General features: G+C 56.4%; 18 protein-coding genes. 13 read left to right on the forward strand and 5 right to left on the reverse strand.

Features of this window, described 5'->3' with window-relative positions; translation table 11 throughout:
• Position 1: 1 nt before the first annotated feature.
• The 5 genes from RUDLU_RS0105370 to RUDLU_RS0105390 form a co-directional block, all read right to left on the reverse strand.
• Positions 2-685 (reverse strand): MCP four helix bundle domain-containing protein, encoded by a 684-nt coding sequence (locus tag RUDLU_RS0105370; RefSeq protein ID WP_019987328.1) that lies wholly within the window; start codon positions 683-685, stop codon positions 2-4.
• Between the two features lie 413 nt (positions 686-1,098).
• A complete protein-coding gene (locus tag RUDLU_RS0105375) occupies positions 1,099-2,367 on the reverse strand; it encodes a hypothetical protein (RefSeq protein WP_019987329.1) in 1,269 nt (422 codons plus the stop codon).
• 26 nt (positions 2,368-2,393) lie between these two features.
• Complete coding sequence (locus RUDLU_RS0105380; RefSeq protein WP_019987330.1) at positions 2,394-3,758, reverse strand: neutral/alkaline non-lysosomal ceramidase N-terminal domain-containing protein; 1,365 nt, start codon at positions 3,756-3,758, stop codon at positions 2,394-2,396.
• Entirely contained in the window at positions 3,755-5,152 is a 1,398-nt protein-coding gene (locus tag RUDLU_RS0105385) for a DegT/DnrJ/EryC1/StrS family aminotransferase (RefSeq protein ID WP_019987331.1), read from the reverse strand. Before RUDLU_RS0105385 ends, RUDLU_RS0105380 begins: the two co-directional genes overlap by 4 nt.
• Before the next feature lie 57 nt (positions 5,153-5,209).
• Positions 5,210-6,217, reverse strand: a complete 1,008-nt coding sequence (locus RUDLU_RS0105390; RefSeq protein WP_027302786.1) for a Gfo/Idh/MocA family protein — start codon at positions 6,215-6,217, stop codon at positions 5,210-5,212.
• Positions 6,218-6,399: 182 nt separating this feature from the next.
• Here RUDLU_RS0105390 and RUDLU_RS0105395 point away from each other — a divergent pair, with 182 nt between their 5' ends.
• The 13 genes from RUDLU_RS0105395 to RUDLU_RS0105455 all read left to right on the forward strand — a co-directional run bounded on the left by RUDLU_RS0105395 (position 6,400) and on the right by RUDLU_RS0105455 (position 23,523).
• Entirely contained in the window at positions 6,400-7,038 is a 639-nt protein-coding gene (locus RUDLU_RS0105395; RefSeq protein ID WP_019987333.1) for a GntR family transcriptional regulator, read from the forward strand.
• Positions 7,039-7,235: 197 nt separating this feature from the next.
• Positions 7,236-10,400: a SusC/RagA family TonB-linked outer membrane protein gene (locus tag RUDLU_RS0105400; protein WP_019987334.1), complete on the forward strand. Its 3,165-nt coding sequence runs from the start codon at positions 7,236-7,238 to the stop codon at positions 10,398-10,400.
• A gap of 21 nt (positions 10,401-10,421) precedes the next feature.
• Entirely contained in the window at positions 10,422-12,212 is a 1,791-nt protein-coding gene (locus RUDLU_RS0105405) for a RagB/SusD family nutrient uptake outer membrane protein (RefSeq protein WP_019987335.1), read from the forward strand.
• A 347-nt stretch (positions 12,213-12,559) separates the two neighbouring features.
• A complete protein-coding gene (locus RUDLU_RS0105410) occupies positions 12,560-13,351 on the forward strand; it encodes a creatininase family protein (protein ID WP_019987336.1) in 792 nt (263 codons plus the stop codon).
• A 66-nt stretch (positions 13,352-13,417) separates the two neighbouring features.
• Entirely contained in the window at positions 13,418-13,804 is a 387-nt protein-coding gene (locus tag RUDLU_RS0105415) for a RidA family protein (protein WP_019987337.1), read from the forward strand.
• A gap of 8 nt (positions 13,805-13,812) precedes the next feature.
• On the forward strand, positions 13,813-14,784 hold the full coding sequence (locus RUDLU_RS0105420; protein ID WP_019987338.1) for a 3-hydroxyacyl-CoA dehydrogenase family protein: 972 nt from the start codon (positions 13,813-13,815) through the stop codon (positions 14,782-14,784).
• On the forward strand, positions 14,781-15,914 hold the full coding sequence (locus RUDLU_RS0105425; protein WP_019987339.1) for a mandelate racemase/muconate lactonizing enzyme family protein: 1,134 nt from the start codon (positions 14,781-14,783) through the stop codon (positions 15,912-15,914). The genes RUDLU_RS0105420 and RUDLU_RS0105425 overlap by 4 nt, the downstream gene beginning before the upstream one ends.
• Positions 15,911-16,852: a DMT family transporter gene (locus RUDLU_RS0105430; protein WP_019987340.1), complete on the forward strand. Its 942-nt coding sequence runs from the start codon at positions 15,911-15,913 to the stop codon at positions 16,850-16,852. The genes RUDLU_RS0105425 and RUDLU_RS0105430 overlap by 4 nt, the downstream gene beginning before the upstream one ends.
• Positions 16,849-17,802, forward strand: a complete 954-nt coding sequence (locus tag RUDLU_RS0105435; protein WP_019987341.1) for a dihydrodipicolinate synthase family protein — start codon at positions 16,849-16,851, stop codon at positions 17,800-17,802. Before RUDLU_RS0105430 ends, RUDLU_RS0105435 begins: the two co-directional genes overlap by 4 nt.
• A 25-nt stretch (positions 17,803-17,827) precedes the next feature.
• Positions 17,828-18,571, forward strand: coding sequence for an SDR family NAD(P)-dependent oxidoreductase (locus tag RUDLU_RS0105440; RefSeq protein ID WP_019987342.1), 744 nt, complete (start codon positions 17,828-17,830; stop codon positions 18,569-18,571).
• 348 nt (positions 18,572-18,919) lie between these two features.
• Positions 18,920-20,986 (forward strand): glycoside hydrolase family 20 zincin-like fold domain-containing protein, encoded by a 2,067-nt coding sequence (locus RUDLU_RS0105445; RefSeq protein ID WP_019987343.1) that lies wholly within the window; start codon positions 18,920-18,922, stop codon positions 20,984-20,986.
• A 16-nt stretch (positions 20,987-21,002) separates the two neighbouring features.
• Positions 21,003-22,088 (forward strand): hypothetical protein, encoded by a 1,086-nt coding sequence (locus RUDLU_RS0105450; RefSeq protein ID WP_019987344.1) that lies wholly within the window; start codon positions 21,003-21,005, stop codon positions 22,086-22,088.
• A gap of 22 nt (positions 22,089-22,110) precedes the next feature.
• The gene (locus RUDLU_RS0105455) at positions 22,111-23,523 is read left to right on the forward strand and encodes a Gfo/Idh/MocA family protein (protein WP_019987345.1); all 1,413 of its coding nucleotides are present in this window, start codon (positions 22,111-22,113) and stop codon (positions 23,521-23,523) included.
• Positions 23,524-23,675 lie beyond the last annotated feature (152 nt).

Genomic DNA, 23,675 nt, shown 5'->3' on the forward strand with positions numbered 1-23,675 from the left:
GTTAGTTTAAGTGGATATTTTGCACCGGTCGGTTCACCAGCTTCGAGTTGTAAATAAGCGCCTGAATCACAAACCCCACAATCAGGGCTAAGGCTACCAGCAACATGGCATTGATAGAACCGCCTGCGGCCTGCCGGTGTACCTGGTCGACGGCTTCGCGGCCCGTGGCGGCCTGAATATGCGCCAGCTCGTGCAGGTTCCGAATACCCCGCCCAAAAATCACGCTGCCTTCGCCGTACAGCAGTTGTACCGCTGCCGCAGCCTGCCCCGATTCGTGCAAACTCAGCACGCGGTGTTCCAACTGGGCGTAGTCGGCCATGCGTTTCTGGAAACCATCCAGTTGCACACCCTCGCCCTCGGCCAGTTTGGTTTTACGAAACTCATCGACCATTTTCTGGCTTTGCGCGTCGTATTGGCTTATTTTCTGACGTACATCGGTCGCCGTCAGGCCCGTCCGGCCCGACAGAAAATCGTCGAGCAGGAGCCGTTTGATGTACAGGTTTTCGCTCAGGTACACAATATCGATGGCGGGTTGCAGCCGATCGACATACACCGACGTTACCGTCTGATCCATATCCTGAATGGCGTGTTTCATGCTGAGCGACGTCAGCACGGTCACAACCATAATCCCGAAGAGCAGTCCGGCAGCTTTTAGCTTTTGTTCAATGATAAACGACCATTTCATGATGCTCCCGCCCGAATACCCTCACTAACAGATGTGAGGGCAGGAATCGTGGCCCGCTCGTACCGGACCTCTTCGCGGGGAAAACGACTCCCGAGGTTTGCACTCCTCTACCCGATGGATAAATGAGTCAACTGCCTTTATCCACCCACAGCGAACGCGGGTAAACCTACGTTGTGTTACGAGTAAATTAACAAAAGTTACCCGCAAAACGCAACTTTCGGGCGGCCCATTATCCAACGCACTCTACGTCTGTAATGCGCCTAACGGTTGTAGTATACGCGGAGCATCCTTATGGTTCTGTTAAAACAATGATATCTTGTTTGGAAAGATCGGGGCCACCCGGCGGTCATCGCCCGGCGGCCCCGGGTAAGGTAACCTCGCTCCTGGCTAGCGGTTGTCAACTAATCGGCTGGCTACCTATCGACCAGAATTCGCACCAGATCCTGAATTTCGTGGCCTTCGTGCCAGAACCGGGCCAGGGTGTACACCGTCCCGTCGGGGCCCACGGCAATAGAGTTGACGTACGTCGGCCGGGAACCGTCGGGGTAAAAAATAGGGCCGTGATCGCGGTAGGTTCGGGTAGGCAAATGGTAAGTGACCAGATGCAGGTTTTCGAGCCCTTTGGCTGCCCCTTTGGCAATCTGATCGACGCCCTTTACCCGCTTGCCATTTTCGTAAATAGGTCCACCCGTGAGGTAGTAGATGGTTTCTCCATCCGGGCCGGGCTGGAAACCCAGGTAGCCGTAGCTAAACTGATCGAACATGCCACTTCGGCGTGAGGGCTCCGAAGTAAGCCGCTCCACCAGCTCGATGCGGGGCTCTTTCGGGTCGAACCGAAACAGATACCCCGAATTACCGTGAATGCCGTAGGCAACCTGTTCGGGGGCGTACCAGAAAATCTTGCGCCAGTTGTAGCCCATACTACCCGGACGGGTAGGATCATACTGCCCGAAGTAATCGAGCCGCAAATCGACCTCTTCTACCAGTTTCAGGGCATCAGCTCCGGGCGTGTAGCTCCGAATTTCGCCCTCAGCTGTCGAGAAATACACGGTTCCGTCGCGGGGGTCTACAAGCATACTCCGGCACAGCACCCGGTAATCCGTACCGGGGGTACCAGCCTCGCCCTGTGCCGATACCGGGCCGAGATTTTTCAGGATTCCGGTGGCGGGGTCGTACCAGATGAAGTAGCCCACGGGCCACGTAATGCCGTACAAATGCCCCCGGTCGCGGTCGAGGGTCATGGTCAGAATTCCCTCGCCGTGGGGCGCAGTAGCCAGCTTCTCGAACTGCCCCGTTTGCAAATCGTAGGAAACAAAGTGGCCGCCGGGGTAAAGCGATAGCCCCTCGGGCGTATTGACGGGCAGTCGCTCCATACCGTCGATCATTTCGTAATACCCGATGTGGGTTGCGAAATAGAGCTTGCCGTCGCGCTCGTAAAACCGAACGTGACTTTTGCCCTGCGCAATGGCCTGCGCCCCCTTTTCACCACAGATTTCGGTCAGGTCGGCGAGGCACTCGGAGGTGGCCGTAGCCGGATTGTACCGGTACATTTTGCCGCCCTCGGTGGGCGACTCTGAGCAAAGTACGTAGTAGATGTTGCCGTCGCTCGCGGCTGTGATGGCATTGTAGGTATCGTGAGCGAGCGGGAAGCCCGAATAATGCGGAATAGCGCGTAAAGACATGATGGATAGAAACGGGAATGAAAAACTTACTTCGGGGCGGCTTTGGTCAGGCCGAGAGGTCCGGCCAGTCGTTCAACTTCGGCCAGAATCTGCGCCTGAAGCCCGGTGGTCCAAGTACTCGGCAGGCCGTACACCATCTGCGAGGAATCGCCTTCGTAACCACCTTCTTTCAGGATCGTTTCCGACGGAACATAGCCCATAACATCATTGCTGTAAGCGAGCACAAAGGCATCGGGTCCAAACCGTTTTTTGATCTCCAGCGCGTACTCGATCACCAGCTCCCCTCCGAAACTAAACAGGGATTGCCCGCCCACATTCCAGACTTGCACCGGGTACGGGTAGCTGCTGATAAACTGGACACCCGCCTTTTTTTCGGCCAGCATCCGGGTAGCCCAGCGCTGCATGTAAGCGTCTTTGTGGGTGGTGAGCCGGGTCAGGTCGGCATCCGACGGTACGGGGTTCAGCTTCAGGTCGATCTCGGCGTAGGCCGTACCCAGTTGGGCGGGCAGTGCCCGCATGGGTTCATCGAGTACCCGCTCCACGGCCACCGCCATCTCGCGGCCGTACTGCCGGGCCAGGGGTATAGTTCGGCGGGGCAAAGGGTTTTGGTCACCGGCGGCACCCTGAAAAAACAGAGCCGTAGCCCCCGGATAGGTTTTTTCGAGTTCGAGCTGGGCAAAGCCCGGCCAATCGCCCGACAGCTGATATAAATCGAGCACGGTTGGGTGGCAGGCATACCCAAAGGCTACCGCTTTGAGCACACCCCGGCGGTTCAGCACCTTCAGGACAGGTACGGCGTAATCGTTGGGGCCGCGCAGTTCGGTCTGTTCGCGGAGCGAGGCTTCCTTATTGTTGCGTCGGTTCACCTGAAACCGGGTCACGCCGTTCTGACTGAACAACTCGGCCGGTTCGAGGTCGGCGAAGGCTTTGGTGACCAGTTGCACCACCTGATCTTCGAGCCATCGGGTGTACGCGTCGATGGTGGCCTGTTCGGGCGGACCAACCGGGTAAATATCCTGCAACGCCTTGCCCAGTACCGGCCCCGAATGCGTATGCGAACTGTTCAGGATCACGTCGGCTTTGGCCAGCCCGAGCGATTGTTGCAGCCGTTGCCGAATCCGGTCCGACATAGGCTTCGGGAAACCCAGCAGATCGGTAGTAACCAGCACGGCCCGCTTGCCGTTGGCGTCCTGCAGAGCCAGGGCCTTCGCACAGAGGTCATGCAGCTTCCCGTCGGATGCGTGCGTACGCGAGGCATAGCCGCCCTGCCAGATGGCCCCCTGCGGGGTAATCACGGCGCGGGCCACGCCCGCTTTCCAGCCCTGCGCATTGGCACTAATCGCGAACAGAAAAGTCAGCAACAAACTGACAACTAACGAAGTATGCTTCATTTCTGCGCCATTAGTTTGTCGGCCTGTGTATAAATTTTCTCGATGGCCCGGGCAATATCGTTCATATCCTGCCGCGTACCGAGCAGCATATTTTGCGTCAGCCAAACGGCCTCCTCGTTGCAGATGCGGTCGTTTTGAGGGCATTGGTTCCGATCGAGATAGGCCTTGAAATCGAGCATCTCTTTCGGGTACATTTTCTGGTAATTCTTCGATTTGAAGGTATCGTCCAGGTACGGCATCTTGTTCAAGGGCGCATACCCTTTGAGGCACGGAACCCCCTCGGCCGTGAGCGCTTTGATAAACAACTCGCGCGAAAGTCCCTTAAACTCGTTCTGATGGAACCGGAACGGAAACAGGTGAAACGCGGCCCGCGTCACGTCGGCGTACAGCTTATACGGCACAATGCCGGGGATTTTTTCAATTTTAGCTTTCAGGTAAGCGGCATTTTCGTTGCGCGTGGTCGTTTCGGCATCGAGCCGTTTGAGCAGGGCCAGTCCAATGGCCGCCTGATACTCGGTCAGCCGCAACTTGGTACCCTGAATAAGCGTACCAATACCAATCACACCCGACACCGTACCGTAGGGGTTCCCGTAATTATGGTACGAAAAACACCGATCCATAAAGGCGTCGTTGTTGCTCACAATGGCTCCCCCCTCCCCAATGGCCATGTTTTTGGAGTTCTGGAAGCTGAAACAGCCCGCATCGCCAAAGGTGCCTACTTTCTGATGGTCAATCTCGGCCATGTGTGCCTGACAGGCATCTTCAATCACCACCAGATTATGCTTTTTGGCGATAGCGAGCACCTTCTTCATGTCGACGGGCAACCCCAAAATATGCACCGGAATGATGGCGCGGGTACGGGGGGTGATTTTGGCCTCAATCTTGGCCGGGTCGATCTGAAACGTTTCGGGGTCGATGTCGACAAATACGGGCATCGCCCCTGTTGCCAGCACCGGGGCTACCGTGCCGATAAAGGTATAGGCAGGCACGAGCACCTCGTCGCCCCCGCGAATGTTGAACTGCGCCAGCGAAGCCACCAGCGCGTTGGTCCCATTGACCACCGACAGGCACCGCTTGGACCCGACGGTAGCCGCCCATTTGGTTTCAAACTCAGTAACCACATTAGCCCGCGACCACACCCCGCTCCGAATCACGTCGAGCAGTTGTTTTTCGTCGGTTTCGGATTTCCAGATCGGCCAGGTGGGCCATTCTTTCGCCCGCACGGGCTTACCACCCAGCAAGGCAAGCGGCTCGGCCACGGAGTGCGAAAACGGCCCGATCGGCGCGGGGGCCGGGGCAGCCTGGGTGAGTAGTGAGGGCGTGAGGGCCACGCCGAGGCCTGTCAGCGAATGGCGTTTGATGAATTCACGGCGCGAAAAATGGCGGTTCTTCATTCGTCCAAAAAGGGTTAAGTTGGTTCAATCCGGCCGATACCCCGTCGGGTAGGCCCGTTATTTTGCCTTGGCCAGTACGCTTTCGAGCGTAACGGGTGCGCCCCCCCGGCGCTTGCTTTCGTCGGCGGCCTCCATGAAGGCAAAAATCTCAATGGTTTCTTCGGGGGTTACGGGTACCTCACCCGTATCGAAATAGCGAACAATATCTTTCAGCAGAGGGTCGTAGCCGCCGTAGGGGCCCAGCGTGAGGTTGCCGGTTTGGGTAAACACCGTACCGCCGTAATCGTGCTTGCCCGTGCGCGTACCCCTAAACGTACCCACGCGGCCGTCGGCCCAGGTACCCACCACAATGTCGGTACCTTCGTTATGAATCCGCACCACCTGCCGGCAACCGGTGCCCATGACAGTGTACAACGTTTCAACCCCGTGAATGCCGTACCAGAACAGGTCGGGGTGCGTTTTTTCGAGAACAGCCGGGCTGAACGTATCGGCCCCCACCACCTTCGACTTATCGACAGCCTCGATTCCTTTAATATGGCGGAGCGACGAGGCCGAAAAAATGGGGATTTTGTACTGCCGGGCCGCCCCGAAAATAGCGAGTACGTCGGGCAGCGAAGCCGCAATAGGCTTATCGATAAACAATCGTTTGCCCGCCTTCAGCACGTGCAGGGCCTGCTCGCGGTGCAGACGGCCATCGTTGGTTTCGAGCATTACGACATCGACCTTCCTGAGCAGGGCCTCAATCGAATCCACAATCTCCACACCCGCTTTTTTGACCTCCTCGGTATAGCCCGGAATCCGCTTGGTACTGCTTTCGATGTCGCGGCTACCGTACGGGTAAGCCGCCACCACCTGATACCCCAGATAAGCCGGGTCGGGCGTGGGGGCGTTAAGTACTTTCACAAAAGCGGTGCTGTGCGACGTATCGAGACCAATAATACCGACCCGCTTGCCGGGGGCAACGGACGAGGAAAAAAAAGAAGTGGGTTCAGACAGGCTCAGCACCACACTGCCCAGGGCAGCCCGCTGCATAAACTGTCGTCGGTTTGGATAAGAAGTAGGCATAAACGATTGAATTCGGTATGTGTTTAGAAGCTATTACAGAAGTGGTTTTACTTTTCAGGCAAAAACACGGGCGGAGAAAAGCGGGCCTTCGCTTGTTTATGTGCAAAAAGTAATACTACCTTTATTCCAACACCAAACTTTGTTTACAAAACAAGGCATTTTTTGTTTAAAAAGAAATAAGCATGAAAATCGATTCGCTCGCCAATAAGGTCTATCTGGAGCTCCGGCGTAAGATACTTTCTAACCAGTTGGTATCGGGAACCCGGTTAAAAGAAGATATCTGGGCCAAAAAGCTCGACGTAAATCGGATGGCGGTCCGCGAAGCCCTGACCCGTCTGCTGGGGGAACAACTGATTGAGTTTGGCGAAAAAGGCGGCTACTTCGTAAAAACGCTCACAGCCGCCGATGTGCGTGAGATTCGGGAGCTACGCGAAATCCTGGAACTGGGGGCTATTCGGCTGGCTATTCAGAAGATTGACGCCGAGGGGATTAAGCAACTCGAACAAATCTGCAATGACTTCACGGCAATGGTCGAACGGGGCTACTTTGGCGGTGCCTGCGAAGCAGACGTGAAATTCCACGAAACGCTCATCGCCATTGCTGCCAACGATAAACTGAAGAATATATACGAGTTGAGTAACATTCCGCTGTTTCATCAGAAGCTGGGCAAGACCCAAATTCACATGGACGATTACGAACAGACGGATCAGGAACACCGACAAATTGTACAGGCATTACGCGAGCGCGATCTTAAAATGGCCGAGGAGGCTCTCTCCAAACACCTGATCCGGGGCGAAGTATCGGCCCTGGAGCTCGAATAAGGTAAACATCTTTTATAGGCATCACGAAAAGGCATTGGGCAACCAATGCCTTTTTCCATTCTATCTGTGGCCAAACCGTTGGCTGGAAAAATTTTTTTAACCTCATTTTATTGTTTACAAAATTTACCTTTATTTGTAAACACAAAATCGTAACAACGGTTGGCCATTGCACTGACACCTTTAAACCTAACTTATTTATGGTCTACACTCTCCTGTTCCGCAAAGCCAGGGTTTACCTTTTGCTGGCCTGTTTACTGACCTCCTTCGTGGTGCATGCCCAAACCCAGCTGAAGGGTAAGGTCACCGGCACCGACGACCAGAAGCCCATTGCCGGGGCAACCATTCTCCTCAAAGGCACCACCAACAGCGGCACCGTAACCGACGCCGAGGGGGGCTTTACACTCAACGTACCAGCCAATGCCGTAGTGGTGGTTTCGTATATCGGGTATCTCACCCAGGAGATTACGGTTGGCAACCAGACCTTTCTCGACGTGGCCCTCGCCCCAACAACGACCTCACTAAGCGAGGTGGTGGTGACAGGCTACAACACCGAGCGCAAAAAAGACATCATCGGCTCGGTGTCGATTGTCGACATGAAGGCGCTCAAGTCGGTACCGGCGGGGTCGGCGGTGCAGGCGCTGCAAGGGCAGGCTGCCGGGGTCAACGTGATCAGTTCGGGGGCGCCGGGTAGCCCGGCCAACATTTTTATCCGGGGGATCAGCTCTTTTGGCAACACCCAGCCACTCGTACTTATCGACGGGATTCAGGGCGAACTAAACGATGTGAGTGCCGACGATATTGAGTCGGTTCAGGTACTGAAAGATGCCGGGGCGGCCGCTATCTACGGGGTTCGGGGCTCCAACGGGGTACTCGTTGTAACCACCAAAAAAGGGAAGTCGGGCCAGCCTACGCTCTCGTACGATGCCTACTACGGCACCCAGATTCCGCAACAGGGCAACGTCTGGAACCTGCTCAACTCAACGGATTTTGCCCGGCTCACCAAAATTGCATACCCCAATACGGGCCTGTTTCAGAACGGCCTGCCCGATTTTATGTACCGTGGGCGTAGTGCTACAGGCGTCGGCAACGCGGGTAATCCGGCGGTTGACCCTGCGCGCTACAATTTCGACGCCAACAACCCGGCCAACAACTACCTGATTCAGGCCGTCAACAAAACCGGCACCGACTGGTTCCACGAAGTGTTCAAACCCGCCCCCATCACCAACCACAATCTGACCGCCAGCGGGGGCACCGACAAATCGAACTACCTGGTCTCGCTGGGCTATTTCAACCAGCAGGGCACGCTCCTGAACACCTACCTCAAACGCTACTCGGCGCGGGTCAACACCCAGTTTAAGGTGCGCAAAAACATCCGGGTGGGCGAAAACCTGTACGTGTTCTACAAGCAGAACCCCGGCTTTGACAACCTCAGCACAGGCAACCCCATTGCCTGGACCTACCGCGCCATGCCCATTATTCCGGTGTACGACATCCGGGGCAACTACGGCGGTACGTTTGCCGGGCCGGAGCTGGGTAGCTCATCGAACCCGGTGGCCGTGCAGAACAACACGCTCAACAACAAGTCGAACACCTGGAACGTGGTGGGCAATGTATTTGCCGAAGTCGATTTCCTGAAGTACTTCACGGCCCGCACCAGCCTTGGCGGATTCATTGACAATCAGTATTATACCAACTTCACCTTCACGCCGTACAACAACTCGGAAGGCAACACTAATCCCAACTCGTTTGCCGAGTCGGCCCTGTACAACAGCAACACGATGTGGACCAACACCCTCTCGTTTGCCAAAACACTGGGGCAGCATTCGGTAAAAGTGATTGCCGGTTCGGAGGCCATTCGCAACTACGGCCGGTTCCTGACGGGCTCGTCGAGTGGGCTGTTTTCCACCAATTTCGACTACCTGAGCCTCACCAACGGCACTACCAACATCACCAACGGCAGCAGCGCATACAACAACACCCTGTTTTCGTTGTTTAGCCGACTCGACTACGCCTACGCCGACAAATACCTCGTGGGGGTTACCGTCCGGCGCGATGGTTCGTCGCGGTTCGGGGCCAACAAGCGGTACGGGGTGTTCCCGTCGGTATCGCTCGGCTGGCGCGTAAAAGGCGAGAAGTTCATGGAAGACGTGACGTGGATCGACGACCTCAAACTGCGGGGTAGCTACGGGGTGCTGGGGTCGCAAAACAACGTGAGCCCACAAAATGCCTTCACGCTCTTCGGCGGCACGTTCTTCAACGCCTATTACGACATCAGCGGGGCCGGGCGGCTCACGCAGGGCTTCGCCCAAACGAGCATTGGCAACCCCAACACGGGTTGGGAAGAAAACATTGTGCAGAACATCGGTCTGGACGCTACGTTTCTCAACAACCGGCTCGACCTCTCGCTCGAATACTACAAAAAGTCGATCAATGGGCTGCTCTTCAGCGAACCGCTGCCCGCTACGGCCGGTGGCGCAACGCCCCCAACGGTCAACATCGGTGATATTCAGAACAAAGGTTTCGATGCCAACCTGACGTATAGAGGCTCCGTTGGCACCGACCTGCGCTACAGCATCGGGGCCAACATTACCACCTACCAGAACACGGTGGTGAATATTCCGGGGCCAGGCTATTTCGACGCGGCCAATACCCAAAACCTGGGCAACGTGATTCGGAATCAGGAAGGGCAACCTGTCAGCTCGTACTTCGGGTACAAGGTGCTGGGTCTGTTCAAGAATGAGTCGGAGGTAACCTCAGCCCCCACGCAGAGCGGGGCCGCACCGGGCCGGTTCCGGTACGCCGACATCAACGGCGACAACAAAATCGACGCCAACGACCGTACCTTCCTCGGCAGCCCCAACCCGGCCTTTACCTACGGCCTGAATCTGGGCCTGACGTACCGCAACTTCGATTTTTCGAGTGTGCTGTACGGCTCGCAGGGCAACGAGATTTACAACACCGTGAAGTCGTTTACGCACTTCTTCAGCACCTACGTGGGCGGCAAGAGCAATGATCTGCTCAACGCCTGGTCGCCTGAAAACCCCAACAGCACGATTCCCAAAATTGAATCGACCGGTTCGTTTAGTTCATCGGGCGTTTCTAACTCCTTCTATGTCGAGAACGGGTCGTTCCTGAAACTGCGGTCGCTGGTGATTGGCTACACTATCAGCCCGGCGCAACTCCGCAAAATCGGCCTGAACAAACTGCGGGTTTACGCGCAGGGAGCCAACCTGTTCACGCTGACAAAATACACCGGTCTCGACCCCGAAATCAGCGGTTTAAGCTCAGCCTTTGGCGTCGATTACGCCAACTATCCGGGCAATCAGAAAAATTTCATCTTCGGTTTGAACCTGTCTTTCTAACCCGCCAAACTCTTTATCGCCATGAAAAAAGCGAAAGCCTTACTCTCCGCAGCAAGCCTGGCCTTTTTGCTCGTCACGACCAACGGCTGTAACAAAGACTATCTGGAAATTGGGCCGCTGGGTACCACCGGTGAGGCCACTCTGGCCAACAAAGCCGGGGTCAATGGTCTGCTCACGGGGGCATACTCCCTGCTCGACGGCTGGGGTGTGCCCAATACAACCTACTACTTTGTGGGGGTGAGCAACTGGATTTTCGGGGGCGTCACCTCCGACGACGCCCATACGGGCACGCAGGCATCGGCCCTGCCGCCGATGGAATCCGTCGAAAGCTACAACTATGATCCCTCGCTGGCCCCCTTCAACAACAAATGGGTGGTGCTGTACGCCGGGGTGCAACGCGCCAACGACGTGCTGCGGGTACTGGCTAAGGTAAACGACCCCTCGCTCTCGGCCGACGAAGCAAAACAGCTTAAAGCCGAGGCTACATTTCTGCGGGCGGTGTACCACTTCGAAGCCGCCAAGATGTGGGAAAACATCCCCTATCTGGACGAGAACGTGAGCTACTCAAACGGCAACTTCAACGTACCCAACACGACCTCCGCCTGGCCCAAAATTGAAGCTGACTTCAAGTTTGCTGCCGACAACCTCACGGCCACCAAAACCGAGGTAGGCCGGGCCAACAGCTGGGCAGCCAAGGCGTTTCTGGCGAAGGTGTATATGTTTCAGGACAAATACGCGGAGGCCAAACCGGTGCTCGAAGACATCATTGCCAACGGCGTAACGGCCGCCGGGCAGAAGTACGCGCTGGTAAACTACGCCGACAACTTCAACCCCTCCAAGAAAAACGGCCCTGAGTCGGTATTTGCCGTGCAGATGTCTATTTCGGAGAACTTCCAGAACGGCAACTATGGCGATGCGCTTAATTTCCCGATGGGTGGCCCGGCTACCTGCTGCGGAGCGTATCAGCCGTCGTTCAGCCTCGTTAATTCGTACAAAACCGACCCGAACACCGGCCTGCCACTCATCGATACGTTCAACGATTCGAACGTAAAAAACGACCAGAACATTGAAAGCAGCACGCCGTTTACGCCCCACGAAGGTACGCTCGATGCCCGGCTCGACTGGACGGTGGGCCGCCGGGGTATCCCCTACCTCGACTGGGGCAACCACCCCGGCAAAGCCTGGATTCGGGTACAGTCGGTAGCGGGGCCGTACAGCCCGATCAAAACGGTTTATTATCAGGCTCAGGCCGCTACGACCTCGGCTTTCTCGCGCTGGACATCCAACAATTACACCATGATCCGCTTTGCCGACGTGCTGCTCTGGGCCGCCGAGGTGGAAGTGGAAATCGGGAGTCTGGCCAAGGCGCAGGAATACGTAAACCGGGTGCGGGCGCGGGCTGCCAATCCGGCGGGCTGGGTGAAAAAGTACATCAACCCGGCCAACCCGTTGCAAGGTTTCACCAACGAACCGGCGGCCAACTACAAAGTGGGTCTGTACACCAACGAGTTCACGGCCAAAGGCAAGGATTTTGCCCGCGAGGCCGTCCGGTTTGAGCGCAAACTGGAGCTGGCTATGGAGGGGCACCGGTTCTTCGACCTGCGCCGGTGGGACAACGGTACGGGTTATATGGCCAACGTGCTCAACGCCTACGTAAAACACGAAACGTCGATTCCGGGCTACGACTTCACGTACATGAAAGGTGCCACCTTCAAGAAAGGTAAAACCGAACTCTACCCGATTCCGCAGGCCCAAATCGACCTGAGCGTGGTGAACGGTACGCCTACGTTGAAGCAGAATCCGGGGTATTGATTGATCACGCCCCCCCCCCTGCCCCCTCCTTAAACTAAGGAGGGGGTGACTTACCAGTCAAACTACGAGACTACAAGTACTCTTTCGTTAGTCAAGCTTGACTTACTCACCTCCCCCTCCTTGAACTAAGGAGGGGGCCGGGGGGTGGTCAGCCGGGGCCGGGCGGCCGATGCCGGTGGTACCTGTGCTCAACCTCCCAACAAAATTTAAATTGGTAAAGCGAGTCAGTCTACCCCATTTGCAGCAAGTACCAAGGGGTTCCATCAGCACCGGATTACAACTTTTTTGGCAGATGGGGTAACTTAAACGCCCAAACCACCGCTTCTATTCCACCGCTTTCCTTCTGTATGCTTTTTCACGCAGCCCCATATCCTACCCTTAACCAACATCGCGCCGACAAGGTGGTGCTGTTGCCGCTCGGCGCTATTGAGCAGCACGGCCCCCACCTGTCGGTGTCGACGGATACTGACATTGTAACCCAACTAGCCCAACAGGCCGAAGCCCAACTGCCCGATACGGTCCTGCTCTGCCCCACCCTGCCGGTTGGGTCGAGTCACCACCACCTGGCGTTTGGGGGCACCCTGAGTCTACGCCCGGAGCTGTACACGCAGGTCGTGGTTGATCTGGTCAGTTCGTTGGTCGAGGCCGGGTTCGAGCGTATCGTGCTGCTCAACGGGCATGGCGGCAACATCACCCCTGTTCGGCAGGCGCTGGCCCTGCTCAGCCACCGCTTCGACCGGACGAATAGCCCCCTTATTGCCCTGGCTACGTACTGGGAGTTGGGTGGCAAAGCGTTTGCGGGCGAGGCACCTATGGAAAGCCCAGCCCTGAGCCATGCCTGTGAGTACGAGACAAGCCTGATGCTCCACCTGTTCCCCGAAAAAGTCTGGATGGATCGGGTAGAACGCGCCCGACGACCCGCACCCAACGGCTATGTCGGCTGGGAAGACGACGAGCCGTACCGGGGGGTTACGGTGTTCAAACAGACCGAGTTTATTTCCAGCAACGGCAGCAGCGGAGAGCCCCAGAAAGGCACGGCCGACAAAGGCAAACACCTGTTCGAGACTGCCCTGAACGCCCTGACCGAGTTTCTGAGTGCCTTCTCCAAATGGCACACGAGTGAATGGGTGAATAAGTGATTGGAAAATAGTCGAAACCACGCTAAAAACTCAAAACCCTAAACCAGTAACCACTAACCAGTAAACATGCAAAAAATAGAAATTCATCACCCCGACAAACAGGTCGATACGGGCGCGTACTCGGCGGGTGTACTCGTTGGCGATTTACTGTTTGTGAGTGGTCAGGGGCCGCTCGATCTGGCTACGGGCGAGGTGCTGCACGGCACCATTGAAGAAGAAACCCTGCTGACCCTCCAAAACGTGCAGAAAATTGTAGAAGCCGCCGGAGGGACAGTAGACGATATTGTGAAATGCACCGTTCACCTCGAAAATATTGCCGATTTCGACCGGTACAACGAGGCATATAAGCGCTTCTTTCCGGGCATAAAACCCGCCCGCACCACAGTACAGTCGGTGCTGGCCGACGGCATCAAAATTGAAATTGACGCCATTGCGCGTATCCAATCCAACTAATCTAACGCGTGAATAACCCGCAACAGAACATACCAATTGGCACGGTGGGCCTGGGCCTGATGGGTAGCAGCATTGCCACCTGTCTGCTCGCGGCCGGGCACTCCGTCACCTCATTGGTCAAAGACATCCAACAGGCCGACGAAGCCCGGACCCGGATTCTGGGCTACCTGCAACAGCTACAGGCCGAGGGGCTGCTGAGAGCCGCGCCGGAAACCCTCATTCAACGTATAGGCATCACCGACGACGTGGCCGACCTGCGCGGGCACGAGGTGATTATTGAGTCGATCACGGAGAGTGTGGCGGAGAAAAAGGAGGTCTATCGACGGCTCGAAACGGTGCTGTCGCCCACGGCCATCATCGGCAGCAACACCTCGGCTATTCCGGTCTCGGTTCTGCAAAGCGGCCTTGCGCACCCCGAACGCGTGCTCGGTTTGCACTGGGCCGAACCTGCCCACATCACCCGGTTTATGGAGGTGATCTGCGGAGACGCCACCGACCCGGCCTACGCTCATCGGCTGGTAGCCCTGGCCGAAAGCTGGGGTAAAGAACCGTCGTTGCTCCGGAAAGATATTCGCGGCTTTATCACCAACCGCATCATGTACGCCATGCTGCGCGAAGCGTTTCATCTGGTCGAGAATGGCTACGCGACGGTGGAAGACGTTGACCGGTCGCTGCGAAACGACCTGGGGTACTGGATCACCTTTGCCGGGCCATTCCGGTTCATGGATCTGACGGGTATTCCGGCCTACCTCACCGTGATGAAAGACCTGTTTCCCGACCTCAGCAACACCCCCGAAACCCCGCGCATGATGGAAGACCTGGTTGCGGCCGGGGCCAAAGGCGTGCAAAACGCCCACGGATTTTACCCCTACACGCCCGAAACCGCCCATGCGTGGGAAGAAAACTTCATTGCGTTCAGCTACGACATCCGCAAGCTGGCCCAGAAATACAGCCTTCCACCCACCGACCCTGCGCCATGACCCGTATCACCGCTATCAAAGCCACCGAAGTGGTGGTGCCCGCCAAGCCCGGCAGCCTCAATTCCGACGAGGTGCAGGACAAAGACGCGGCCTTTGCCCAGAAATTTCTGACGGGCGAACGCTGGACCGAATTTGCCAATCAGCCCAAGTGGATCATTGAACTGACGCTAGAAAACGGGCTCGTGGGCCTTGGCGAAACGTACCGCAGCGCCACCGCTGAAGCCGTTGAGCAGGCCATACAGACCTTGCTGGGCGAAGATGTTCTGCGGCTCAACTGGCGTCGGTTGCCGGTGGGCGACGCCCGGGTGTACGAAGCCTTCGAGTGTGCGGTACTCGACGTAGTGGGCAAGCTGCTCGGTGTGCCGGTGTCGCAGTTGCTCGGCGGGGTTTACCGCGACCGCGTCGACTGTTTCGGCTGGACAGGTCGGCGTACCCCCGAAGATGCCGCCCGGAAAGCTTACGAAGCCATGCAGAAAGGGCACAAGGCGTTTAAGTTCAAGTGCTCCGACGAAGACCCCGTGCGGCTCTGGACCGAAGAAATCCGTAAAACGTGCGGGGACGGCATCCAGATTCTGCTCGACCCGAACCAGCGATGGACCGACGTAGAAACCACCCTCCGGCTGATGGAGGGCGTCGACAAAACGATCATGCTCGGCCTCGAAGACCCCATTTTGCACCCCGACGTAGCCGGTTTCAAGCACCTCCGCGAGACCCTCGGCGTGCCCATGTACCGGCACATCTCGCTGCCGTACACGCAGGACATCCGCGACATGATTGCCTTTGTCCGGGCCGACGCCGTAGACGGGTACAACTTCAACGGCCCGGCCTTCAGCTGTGTGCTGCTGGCCGAAATAGCCCATCTGGAAGGGAAAGCCTGCTGGCGGGGCTCCGAGGTGGACTTGGGTATTTCAGAAACCATGGGCCTGCACATTGCCGCTGCCAGTATCAGTTGCACCCTCCCCGCCGACCTGTTTGGCGAGCTGGTACGCACCGACGACCTCATTCAGGAGCCAATTCGGTTCGAGAACGGAGCCGCCCTGGTGCCGTCGGGGCCGGGCCTTGGTGTCGAGCTGGATCGGGCTGCTCTTAGTCATTTCTCAACGAACCGGATTTTACACAAGCGCGTATGAACAAGTCAATTATGTCGTGGGCCATCCTGTTTTTCTGCAACCTGATCTGGGCGTTTCATTTCACCAGTATCAAGCTCACGCAGGATCAGGTAGGGCCGTACTTCACGGTATGGGCGCCCATGCTGCTGGCCACCCTTTTTCTGGCACCGTTTGTGGTCCGCGATTTTCGGAAGGGTAACAAACGGCTCAAAGACGTACTGGTGTTTGTGCAACTGGCCGCCCTGGGGGCGTTTCCGTCGCAGGTGCTGATGACCTGGGGCACCCAGTATTCGCTCGCCAGCAACGCAGCCATTCTGGTTATGGCCCTACCCGTGATTACGGCGGTGTTTGCGTTTTTCATCCTGCGCGAAAAAATGAACACCGCCCGCTGGATCAGCTTCGGCATTGCCATTGTCGGGGTGGCCCTCTGCTCTACCGACGACATCAAGAGCGCCGACCTGAGTTCGCGCTATGCCGTGGGCAACATCATGATTTTTCTGGCCATTCTGGGTAACGCCTACTACAACGTAGGCTGTAAAAAAGTAGCCAACGACTACACCGAGATGGAAATGGTGTTTTACACCTATCTCGTGATGTCGATTCTGCTGACGCCCCTCGTGCTGTATTACGAGCCCGACACCTTTGCCCGTATCCCCGATTTTACGGGCAACACCTGGATCGGGATGATCTCGCTGACGGTGTTCCACAACTTCCTGTCGATGCTCCTGCTGTTCAAAGCCATGAAGAATCTGGACGCTATGCAGATAGCCGTTTCCAACTACCTGATCACGTTTATGGGCCTGCCCATAGCTGCCATCTGGCTCGGCGAAACCCTGAACCAACAGGCCATTATCGGCGGTATCCTCGTCTTAACCTCAACCCTTATCCTATCCATTGTCGATAGTAAAGTACAACAAAAAAAAGTGGTGAATATCAACCCAGAAACAGCCAAGTTATGACAACGACAGACAACGATCTTTTCGGCGTAGTACCCATTATCCCCACCCCATTCACGGAGCAGGAAGAAATTGATGAAGATGCCCTCCGCAACCTGGTCGATTTTGCCATTGCCGGAGGCATCGGGGCCGCCTGCCTGCCCGCTTACGCCAGCGAATTTTATAAACTCACCGACGACGAGAAACTCCGGGTGGTACGGGTGGCTGTAGACCACGCGGCCGGCCGGATGAAAGTGGTGGCTCAGTCGAACCACCCGTCGCTCAAAGTAGCTATCCGGCTGGCGCAGGCCAACGTGGAAGCCGGGGCCGATGTGATTTCGCTCGCCGTACCGCGCATTTTTAGCCTGCCCGAAACCTCCCTCAAAGCCTACCTGTCGGAGTTTCTGGAGGCCATTCCGAACACCCCAGTTCTGATTCAGGACTTCAACCCCGGCGGCTCGTCGATCAGTGTGTCGTTTATTCAGGAGCTGATGAACGAGCACCCCAACTTCAAATACCTCAAGCTGGAAGAACCCCTGTGCGCGCCCAAGTTCGAAGCCATTATTGAGGCCACGAAAGGCAAAATCGGTCTTTTTGAGGGCTGGGGTGGCCTGTACATGCTCGAACTGGTGCCGGTGGGTATTCAGGGGGTAATGCCCGGCCTGGCCGTAGCCGATATTCTGCAACGGGTGTTTACCCTCCGCCGAAACGGTGAAGATGCCAAAGCCTTCGATCTGTTTGAGAAGATTATGCCGCAGATTTTCTTTTCGCTGCAAAACATGGAGCTTTTCCACTATGCCGAAAAAGAGCTGCTTATGGCACGTGGGGTACTCTCGAACAGCATTGCCCGCAAAGCCGCTTACATCCCCGACGCGTCGAGTGTGCGCTACATTCGGGAGCTGAACGAGCGCGTTGTCGAGTTGCTCAACGACGAAACGTACGCCATTCGGCCGGTGGAGAAAGTACTGGCGTAACGTATAAACCTCAAAACCACATAGGATGCAGGAATTTAGCGGACAGGTAGCCGTCGTGACGGGGGCTGCTTCAGGCATCGGGCTGGCTATTGCCCACAAATTACTGGCCGAAGGCGCCAACGTAGCCCTACTGGACTTCAATGCCGAGGGGCTCGCCGGGGAGTTTGGCACAGGTTCCGACAACACACTGCCTATCGGCATCGACATCACCGACGAAAACCGGGTAAACGAAGTCATGCAGCAGGTAGTGGCTCACTTTGGCCGGATCGACATTCTGGTCAACTGCGTGGGCATCACCGGGGCCACTAATATCAAAAGCCACGAGGTCAGCAGCGAAAATCTACAAAAGGTGTTCATGGTCAACTTCATGAGCAGCTTCTACACAGCCAGGGCCGTTCTGCCCATCATGCTGGAGCAACGCTACGGCCGGATTTTGCACATTGCCTCTATTGCCGGTAAAGAAGGCAACGCCGGTATGCTGGCCTACTCGGCCTCCAAAGCAGCCGTGATCGGCATGACCAAAGTGCAGGGTAAAGAGTACGCCGAAACGGGCATTACTGTCAATGCACTGGCCCCGGCCGTGATTCGAACTCCGCTCGTAGACGCCATGCCCGACGCGCAGGTGACCTACATGACCGACAAAATTCCGATGAAACGTTGCGGCACCCTCGACGAGGCCGCCAACCTCGCGGCCTATATCGTTTCGCCCAAAAACAGCTTTACCACGGGCTTCACGTTCGACCTGTCGGGTGGCCGGGCTACGTATTGAGGGATGTTTTACCACCCCCTAACCCCGGAACGCCGGACCGCCCTCCTGAAAAACAGGAGGGGGAAACTTACCAGACAATCAACGAAATCATAAGCAGTCGCTTAGGTTAATCAAGATTGACGTGTTCTCCTCCCCCTCCTGAAAAACAGGAGGGGGTTAGGGGGTGGTCAACCGAGGCCGGTGATCAACCTTGACTAACGAAAGATACCTATGGTCGCTTAGATTGTCTGGTAAACCTCCCCCTCCTTAGTTCAAGGAGGGGGCCGGGGGGTGGTCAACCGCTGCTGGTGGTCAACCGGAGCCGATGGTAAACCTCCCCCCCCCAAAAAAAACCTTAAACCACATTGTATGTTCCGGGTTCTTACCCTCCTTGTTATTGGCCTGTTTTGGCACCTGAGCAGTTTTGCCCAGCAGCCAGTTCTGCTCCCCAAACCGGTATCGATGCAATACGGGGCGGGGCAACTGCCGCTGCGCAACCTGACGGTGTTTGAGCGGGCCAATACACACAGGGCGTTTACATTTTCAATCAACGAGCTAAAAAAGTGGATCGAGGAACGAAGTGGCTCACCTGTTCGGAAAGCCACTTCGGCCTCGGCCGCTACAGTCCGGTACACCGTTCGGTCGGTGGGGGGTGAACTGCCCGGACCCGACGAAGCTACCAACGGCAACCAACGCGAAGCGTATCGGCTGGTGGTATCGCCCAAAGGCATCGACATTACGGCCGAAACGTCGGCGGGCCTGTACTATGCCGTGCAGACGCTCCGGCAATTGATCCAGGGCAGCGGCCCCACGGCTTGGCTGCCCACGGTGACGATCGACGACAAACCCCGACTGGCGTACCGGGGCGTCATGATGGATTTTGCCCACGGTGGCCTGCTGACCGTAGCCGAGATTAAACGGCAGCTTGATTTTCTGGCCCGCTGGAAAACCAACCAGTACTATTTCTACAACGAAGTGAGCATTCAGCTCGACGGTTTCCCGACGCTCAATTACAAAGCCAGTTATACAAAAGCTGAAGTCAGAAGCATTGTCGAATACGCCCGTGAGCGACACATCGACGTGATTCCGTTCGTGAATTTCTACGGCCACCTGCACGAGCTGATCCGAAACGAGAAATACGCCGACCTTGCCATTGGCACTTACGGCCACGAGCTCGACCCCCGCAAGCCGGGCGTGCAAACCCTGCTGCGCAACTGGATTGGGCAGTACATGGACTTGTTTACGAGTCCGTTTATCCATGTCGGTTTCGACGAAACCTGGGAAACTAAACGGCTGGCCGGCGACGCTACGGCCGGGCTCAACCCCGAAGCCCTGTACATCGACCAACTCACGTTTGTGACGCAGGCCCTTAAACCGTACAACAAAACGGTGATGGCCTGGACCGACATGAGTTCGTACTACCCCGATATTATCCGCAAGTTTCCGGCCGAGGTAGTGCCCGTAATCTGGGAGTACACGCCCGACACTACGGCTATTTACCACTACCTGAACCCCGTTTTAAAAGAAAAAAAGCCATTTCTTATCCAACCGGCGGTGTCGGGCTGGGGCCATATTTATCCGGCTTCAGACTACACCTACACCAACATTGACCTTTGTCTGAAAGTGGGCCTCAAACACCAGACGCGCGGCTATATCACCTCCGTCTGGACCGACTCGGTGGAGCCGTTTGTGCGGGCGTCGTGGCTGTTTATGGCGTATGGCTGCATCGGTGCCTGGCAGGGTACCGCCCCCGACAAAGCCGCATTCACGACCGCCTACTCCGCCCTGGTTCACCCCGGTATAGCGAGCGAGTTGCAACAGGCGTACGACCATCTGGCTACGGCCGGCACGTACCTCGACAAATGCCTCGGCAAAAACACCCAAAGCCTGCCGCGTGGGACGCTGATTGAGGCCTGGTCGAATCCCTTTTCGGCCTACTACCTGAAAAACACGTCTGAGCACAAGGCCGATTTTGAAGCCGTACGAAAACATACCGAAGCCGCTGCCGAACAGCTCATTACGGCCCTTCAGAAAGCCCCCCCAAGCGAGCGTGGACTGGTTAACTCCCTACTCGTCACGGCGCGGTTGGTCAACTACACGGCCATGCGTTTCTTGTGGGCTAAGGCCATTACCGACCGCTGGAACGAGGCTATGGTGGTACGCAAAACCGAAGACTTCGTGTTTTACGACCTCACCTACCCGTGTCATAGCCTGCTGGTAGATGCGCAGGACGAAACCGGCGAGCTCAAAACCGCCTATGCCGAAGCCTGGCTCGACGAGTGTATGCCGTACCGCCTGAATACCATGCTCGGCCGTTTCGATCTCGACTTTGGACTTTGGCGCAAGCTGCACCTCAAGGTGCTCGATTATAAAATCCAGAACCGCAAAACGGAGCCGGTGCCCACGTTTGAGGCTTTGTTTACCCCCGACTTCTAACCCACTCAACACCGCTATGCACACGTCAACCCTTCACTTTGTCAACCCCATTGAGGGTGATATGCTGCACACCCGCGATGGGCAACGGCAAGGCCAAACCTTACTCATTCCGGTTCAGGTTAAGGCACCAACCGGCCATTCGGTCACGATCAACAACCAGCCAACCACCGAACAAAACGGGCTGTACACCGCCGAAGTGGGCCTGTCGGCATTTAAAAATACACTTACAACCCGCGACCACACGACAGGCGAACAAGCCAAAATCACCGTATTTCGGCTCCTGAACTTTGCGGGCCACTACCGCCTGTCAATTGACGACAACATCTGGTTTCTACGCGACATTTACAGGAATCAGGATACCTACACCTCCCTCTTCGACAATCCGTTTCTGGGGTTTCTGCGGGAGGTACACGCGCAATACGGCACCAAAATACACCTGAACCTTTTTTACCAGACCGACGGCTTCAACCTGTCGCAGTTTCCGGACAAGTACCGCACAGAATGGCAGCAAAACGCCGATTGGCTCCGGCTCAGTTTTCACGCCCTCGCCGAATTTCCCGATATGCCCTACCGCACGGCTGGCTATGAGGTGGTGCGCCAAGACTGCGACCTGATTATGAACGAGATTCGCCGGTTTGCGGGCGAGCCACTCATGGGGCCCGTAACCACCATTCACTGGGGTGAGGCCACTATGGAAGGGTCGCGGGCCATGCGCGATGCGGGCTACGTGGCCCAACTCGGGTATTTTAACGTCGACGACGACCTCCCGGCCGTATCGTACTACCTCGACATACCGCAACGGCGGCATCTGAAAAAGCGGTTTGTGTGGCACGACACCCGCGAGGGCATCACGTTTGTCCGAAGCAGCATTGTGCTCGACAAAAAAGACCTGCCCGACATTGTACCGTTTCTGAACAGCTACGCCGATGCGCCATCAGGCCTACCGCCCTACGTCGATTTTCTGGTGCATGAGCAATACTTCTACCCGTTTTACGAAGCCTATCAGCCCGATTACCGCGACCGGATTCTGACGGCTGCCCAATGGGCCACCGACCACGGTTACCAACCGGCTTTTCTGGGCGATGCCCTTTTCAACGAATAAACCCCTCTTCAACGACACTCCGATGGAAAACAACCGCAGAGATTTTCTTAAAAAAACCGGCCTCGGTTTGCTGGCTGGCAGCTCACTGTCGGCGTTTGCCGCTACCCCCGACGATCTGCTCCGTATTGAAGAACAAGCCCGGTACGCGCCCCCGCAAACGTTTAACATGTCGGGCTACGCAGCCCCTAAACTAGATACCGTTCGGGTGGGCATTATTGGTATCGGCAACCGGGGTATGGGCGCGGTAGAGCGGCTCAACAAACTCGCAGGCGTGGACATCCGGGCGCTCTGCGATTTGCGCGAAGAGCAGGTAGCCAAAGCTAAAAAGCTCGTTTCGGCCTCGGGCCACAACCCGCAAACCTATTCGGGTAGTGCGGATATCTGGAAAAAGCTGGCCGAGCGCACCGACCTCGATCTGGTGTATATTCTCACGCCCTGGGCCTACCACACCCCGATGGCCCTGTTTTCGATGAACCACGGCAAGCACGTTTGCGTGGAGGTACCAGCCGCTAAAACCCTGGAAGAGGCTTGGCAACTGGTCGAAACGTCGGAGAAGACCCGGAAACACTGCATGATGGTCGAAAACTGCTGCTACGATTTTCATGAGCTGCTGACCCTCAACATGGCCCGGCAGGGGTATTTCGGTGAAATTGTGCATTGCGAGGGTGCCTACATTCACAATTTGCAGGACTACATGTTTTCAAAGACCCACTTCTACCAGATGTGGGAGCTGGAAGAAAACTCGAAACGCAAAGGCAACCTGTACCCTACACACGGGCTGGGGCCGATTTGTCAGGTGCTCGACATCAACCGGGGCGACCAAATGGACTATCTCGTCTCGATGTCGACCAATGATTTCAGCCTTGGCGACCGCGCCAAAGAACTGGCCGCGCAGGACAGTTTTTACAAGCCCTACGCCGGGCGTTCGTTCAACGGCAACATGAACAATTCGACCATTCGGACTAAGAAAGGGAAGACCATTCTGGTGCAGTTCGATGTATCGTCGCCCCGGCCCTATTCCCGAATCCAGCTCGTCAGCGGTACCAAAGGTGTTTCGCTCAAATACCCGGAGCCGGGCCGGTTCTCAACCGGTCACGAGTGGATAAGCGAAAGCGAATACAAAACCCTGGAGGCCAAATACATGCCGCCGATCGTGAAGAAAATGGGCGAAGTCGCCAAAAAGGTAGGCGGACACGGCGGCATGGATTTCCTGATGGACTGGCGGACGATTGATTGCCTGCGCAACGGGCTTCCGCTCGATCAGGACGTGTACGATGCAGCCCTCTGGAGTTCGATTGGCCCCCTAAGCACCTGGTCGATTGCCAACCGCTCCAACTCAATTGATGTTCCCGACTTCACCCGCGGGGCCTGGAAGAAAAATAAGCCCGTCGATATTTCGATGACCACCGGCGGCACTACGCAGGCTAAATTGTAAGGGGCAGGTTTTACCACCGGTTTGACCACCCCCGACCCCCTCCTTGAACTAAGGAGGGGGAGGTGAGAACGTCAATCTTGAATATTGAAATAGAACGTTTTAGACGCAGTGTCGGACGGTGCCAGTGGTCAAATAGCGAGACTACAAGTCTT

Source organism: Rudanella lutea DSM 19387 (assembly GCF_000383955.1).
In the GTDB taxonomy this organism is placed as follows: Bacteria; Bacteroidota; Bacteroidia; order Cytophagales; family Spirosomataceae; genus Rudanella; species Rudanella lutea.

Coding starts and splice junctions, on each gene's coding strand:
- RUDLU_RS0105370 (WP_019987328.1), bottom strand. CDS start 685: ATGAAATGGTCGTTTATCATTGAACAAAAGCTAAAAGCTGCCGGACTG.
- RUDLU_RS0105375 (WP_019987329.1), bottom strand. CDS start 2,367: ATGTCTTTACGCGCTATTCCGCATTATTCGGGCTTCCCGCTCGCTCAC.
- RUDLU_RS0105380 (WP_019987330.1), bottom strand. CDS start 3,758: ATGAAGCATACTTCGTTAGTTGTCAGTTTGTTGCTGACTTTTCTGTTC.
- RUDLU_RS0105385 (WP_019987331.1), bottom strand. CDS start 5,152: ATGAAGAACCGCCATTTTTCGCGCCGTGAATTCATCAAACGCCATTCG.
- RUDLU_RS0105390 (WP_027302786.1), bottom strand. CDS start 6,217: ATGCCTACTTCTTATCCAAACCGACGACAGTTTATGCAGCGGGCTGCC.
- RUDLU_RS0105395 (WP_019987333.1), top strand. CDS start 6,400: ATGAAAATCGATTCGCTCGCCAATAAGGTCTATCTGGAGCTCCGGCGT.
- RUDLU_RS0105400 (WP_019987334.1), top strand. CDS start 7,236: ATGGTCTACACTCTCCTGTTCCGCAAAGCCAGGGTTTACCTTTTGCTG.
- RUDLU_RS0105405 (WP_019987335.1), top strand. CDS start 10,422: ATGAAAAAAGCGAAAGCCTTACTCTCCGCAGCAAGCCTGGCCTTTTTG.
- RUDLU_RS0105410 (WP_019987336.1), top strand. CDS start 12,560: ATGCTTTTTCACGCAGCCCCATATCCTACCCTTAACCAACATCGCGCC.
- RUDLU_RS0105415 (WP_019987337.1), top strand. CDS start 13,418: ATGCAAAAAATAGAAATTCATCACCCCGACAAACAGGTCGATACGGGC.
- RUDLU_RS0105425 (WP_019987339.1), top strand. CDS start 14,781: ATGACCCGTATCACCGCTATCAAAGCCACCGAAGTGGTGGTGCCCGCC.
- RUDLU_RS0105430 (WP_019987340.1), top strand. CDS start 15,911: ATGAACAAGTCAATTATGTCGTGGGCCATCCTGTTTTTCTGCAACCTG.
- RUDLU_RS0105435 (WP_019987341.1), top strand. CDS start 16,849: ATGACAACGACAGACAACGATCTTTTCGGCGTAGTACCCATTATCCCC.
- RUDLU_RS0105440 (WP_019987342.1), top strand. CDS start 17,828: ATGCAGGAATTTAGCGGACAGGTAGCCGTCGTGACGGGGGCTGCTTCA.
- RUDLU_RS0105445 (WP_019987343.1), top strand. CDS start 18,920: ATGTTCCGGGTTCTTACCCTCCTTGTTATTGGCCTGTTTTGGCACCTG.
- RUDLU_RS0105450 (WP_019987344.1), top strand. CDS start 21,003: ATGCACACGTCAACCCTTCACTTTGTCAACCCCATTGAGGGTGATATG.
- RUDLU_RS0105455 (WP_019987345.1), top strand. CDS start 22,111: ATGGAAAACAACCGCAGAGATTTTCTTAAAAAAACCGGCCTCGGTTTG.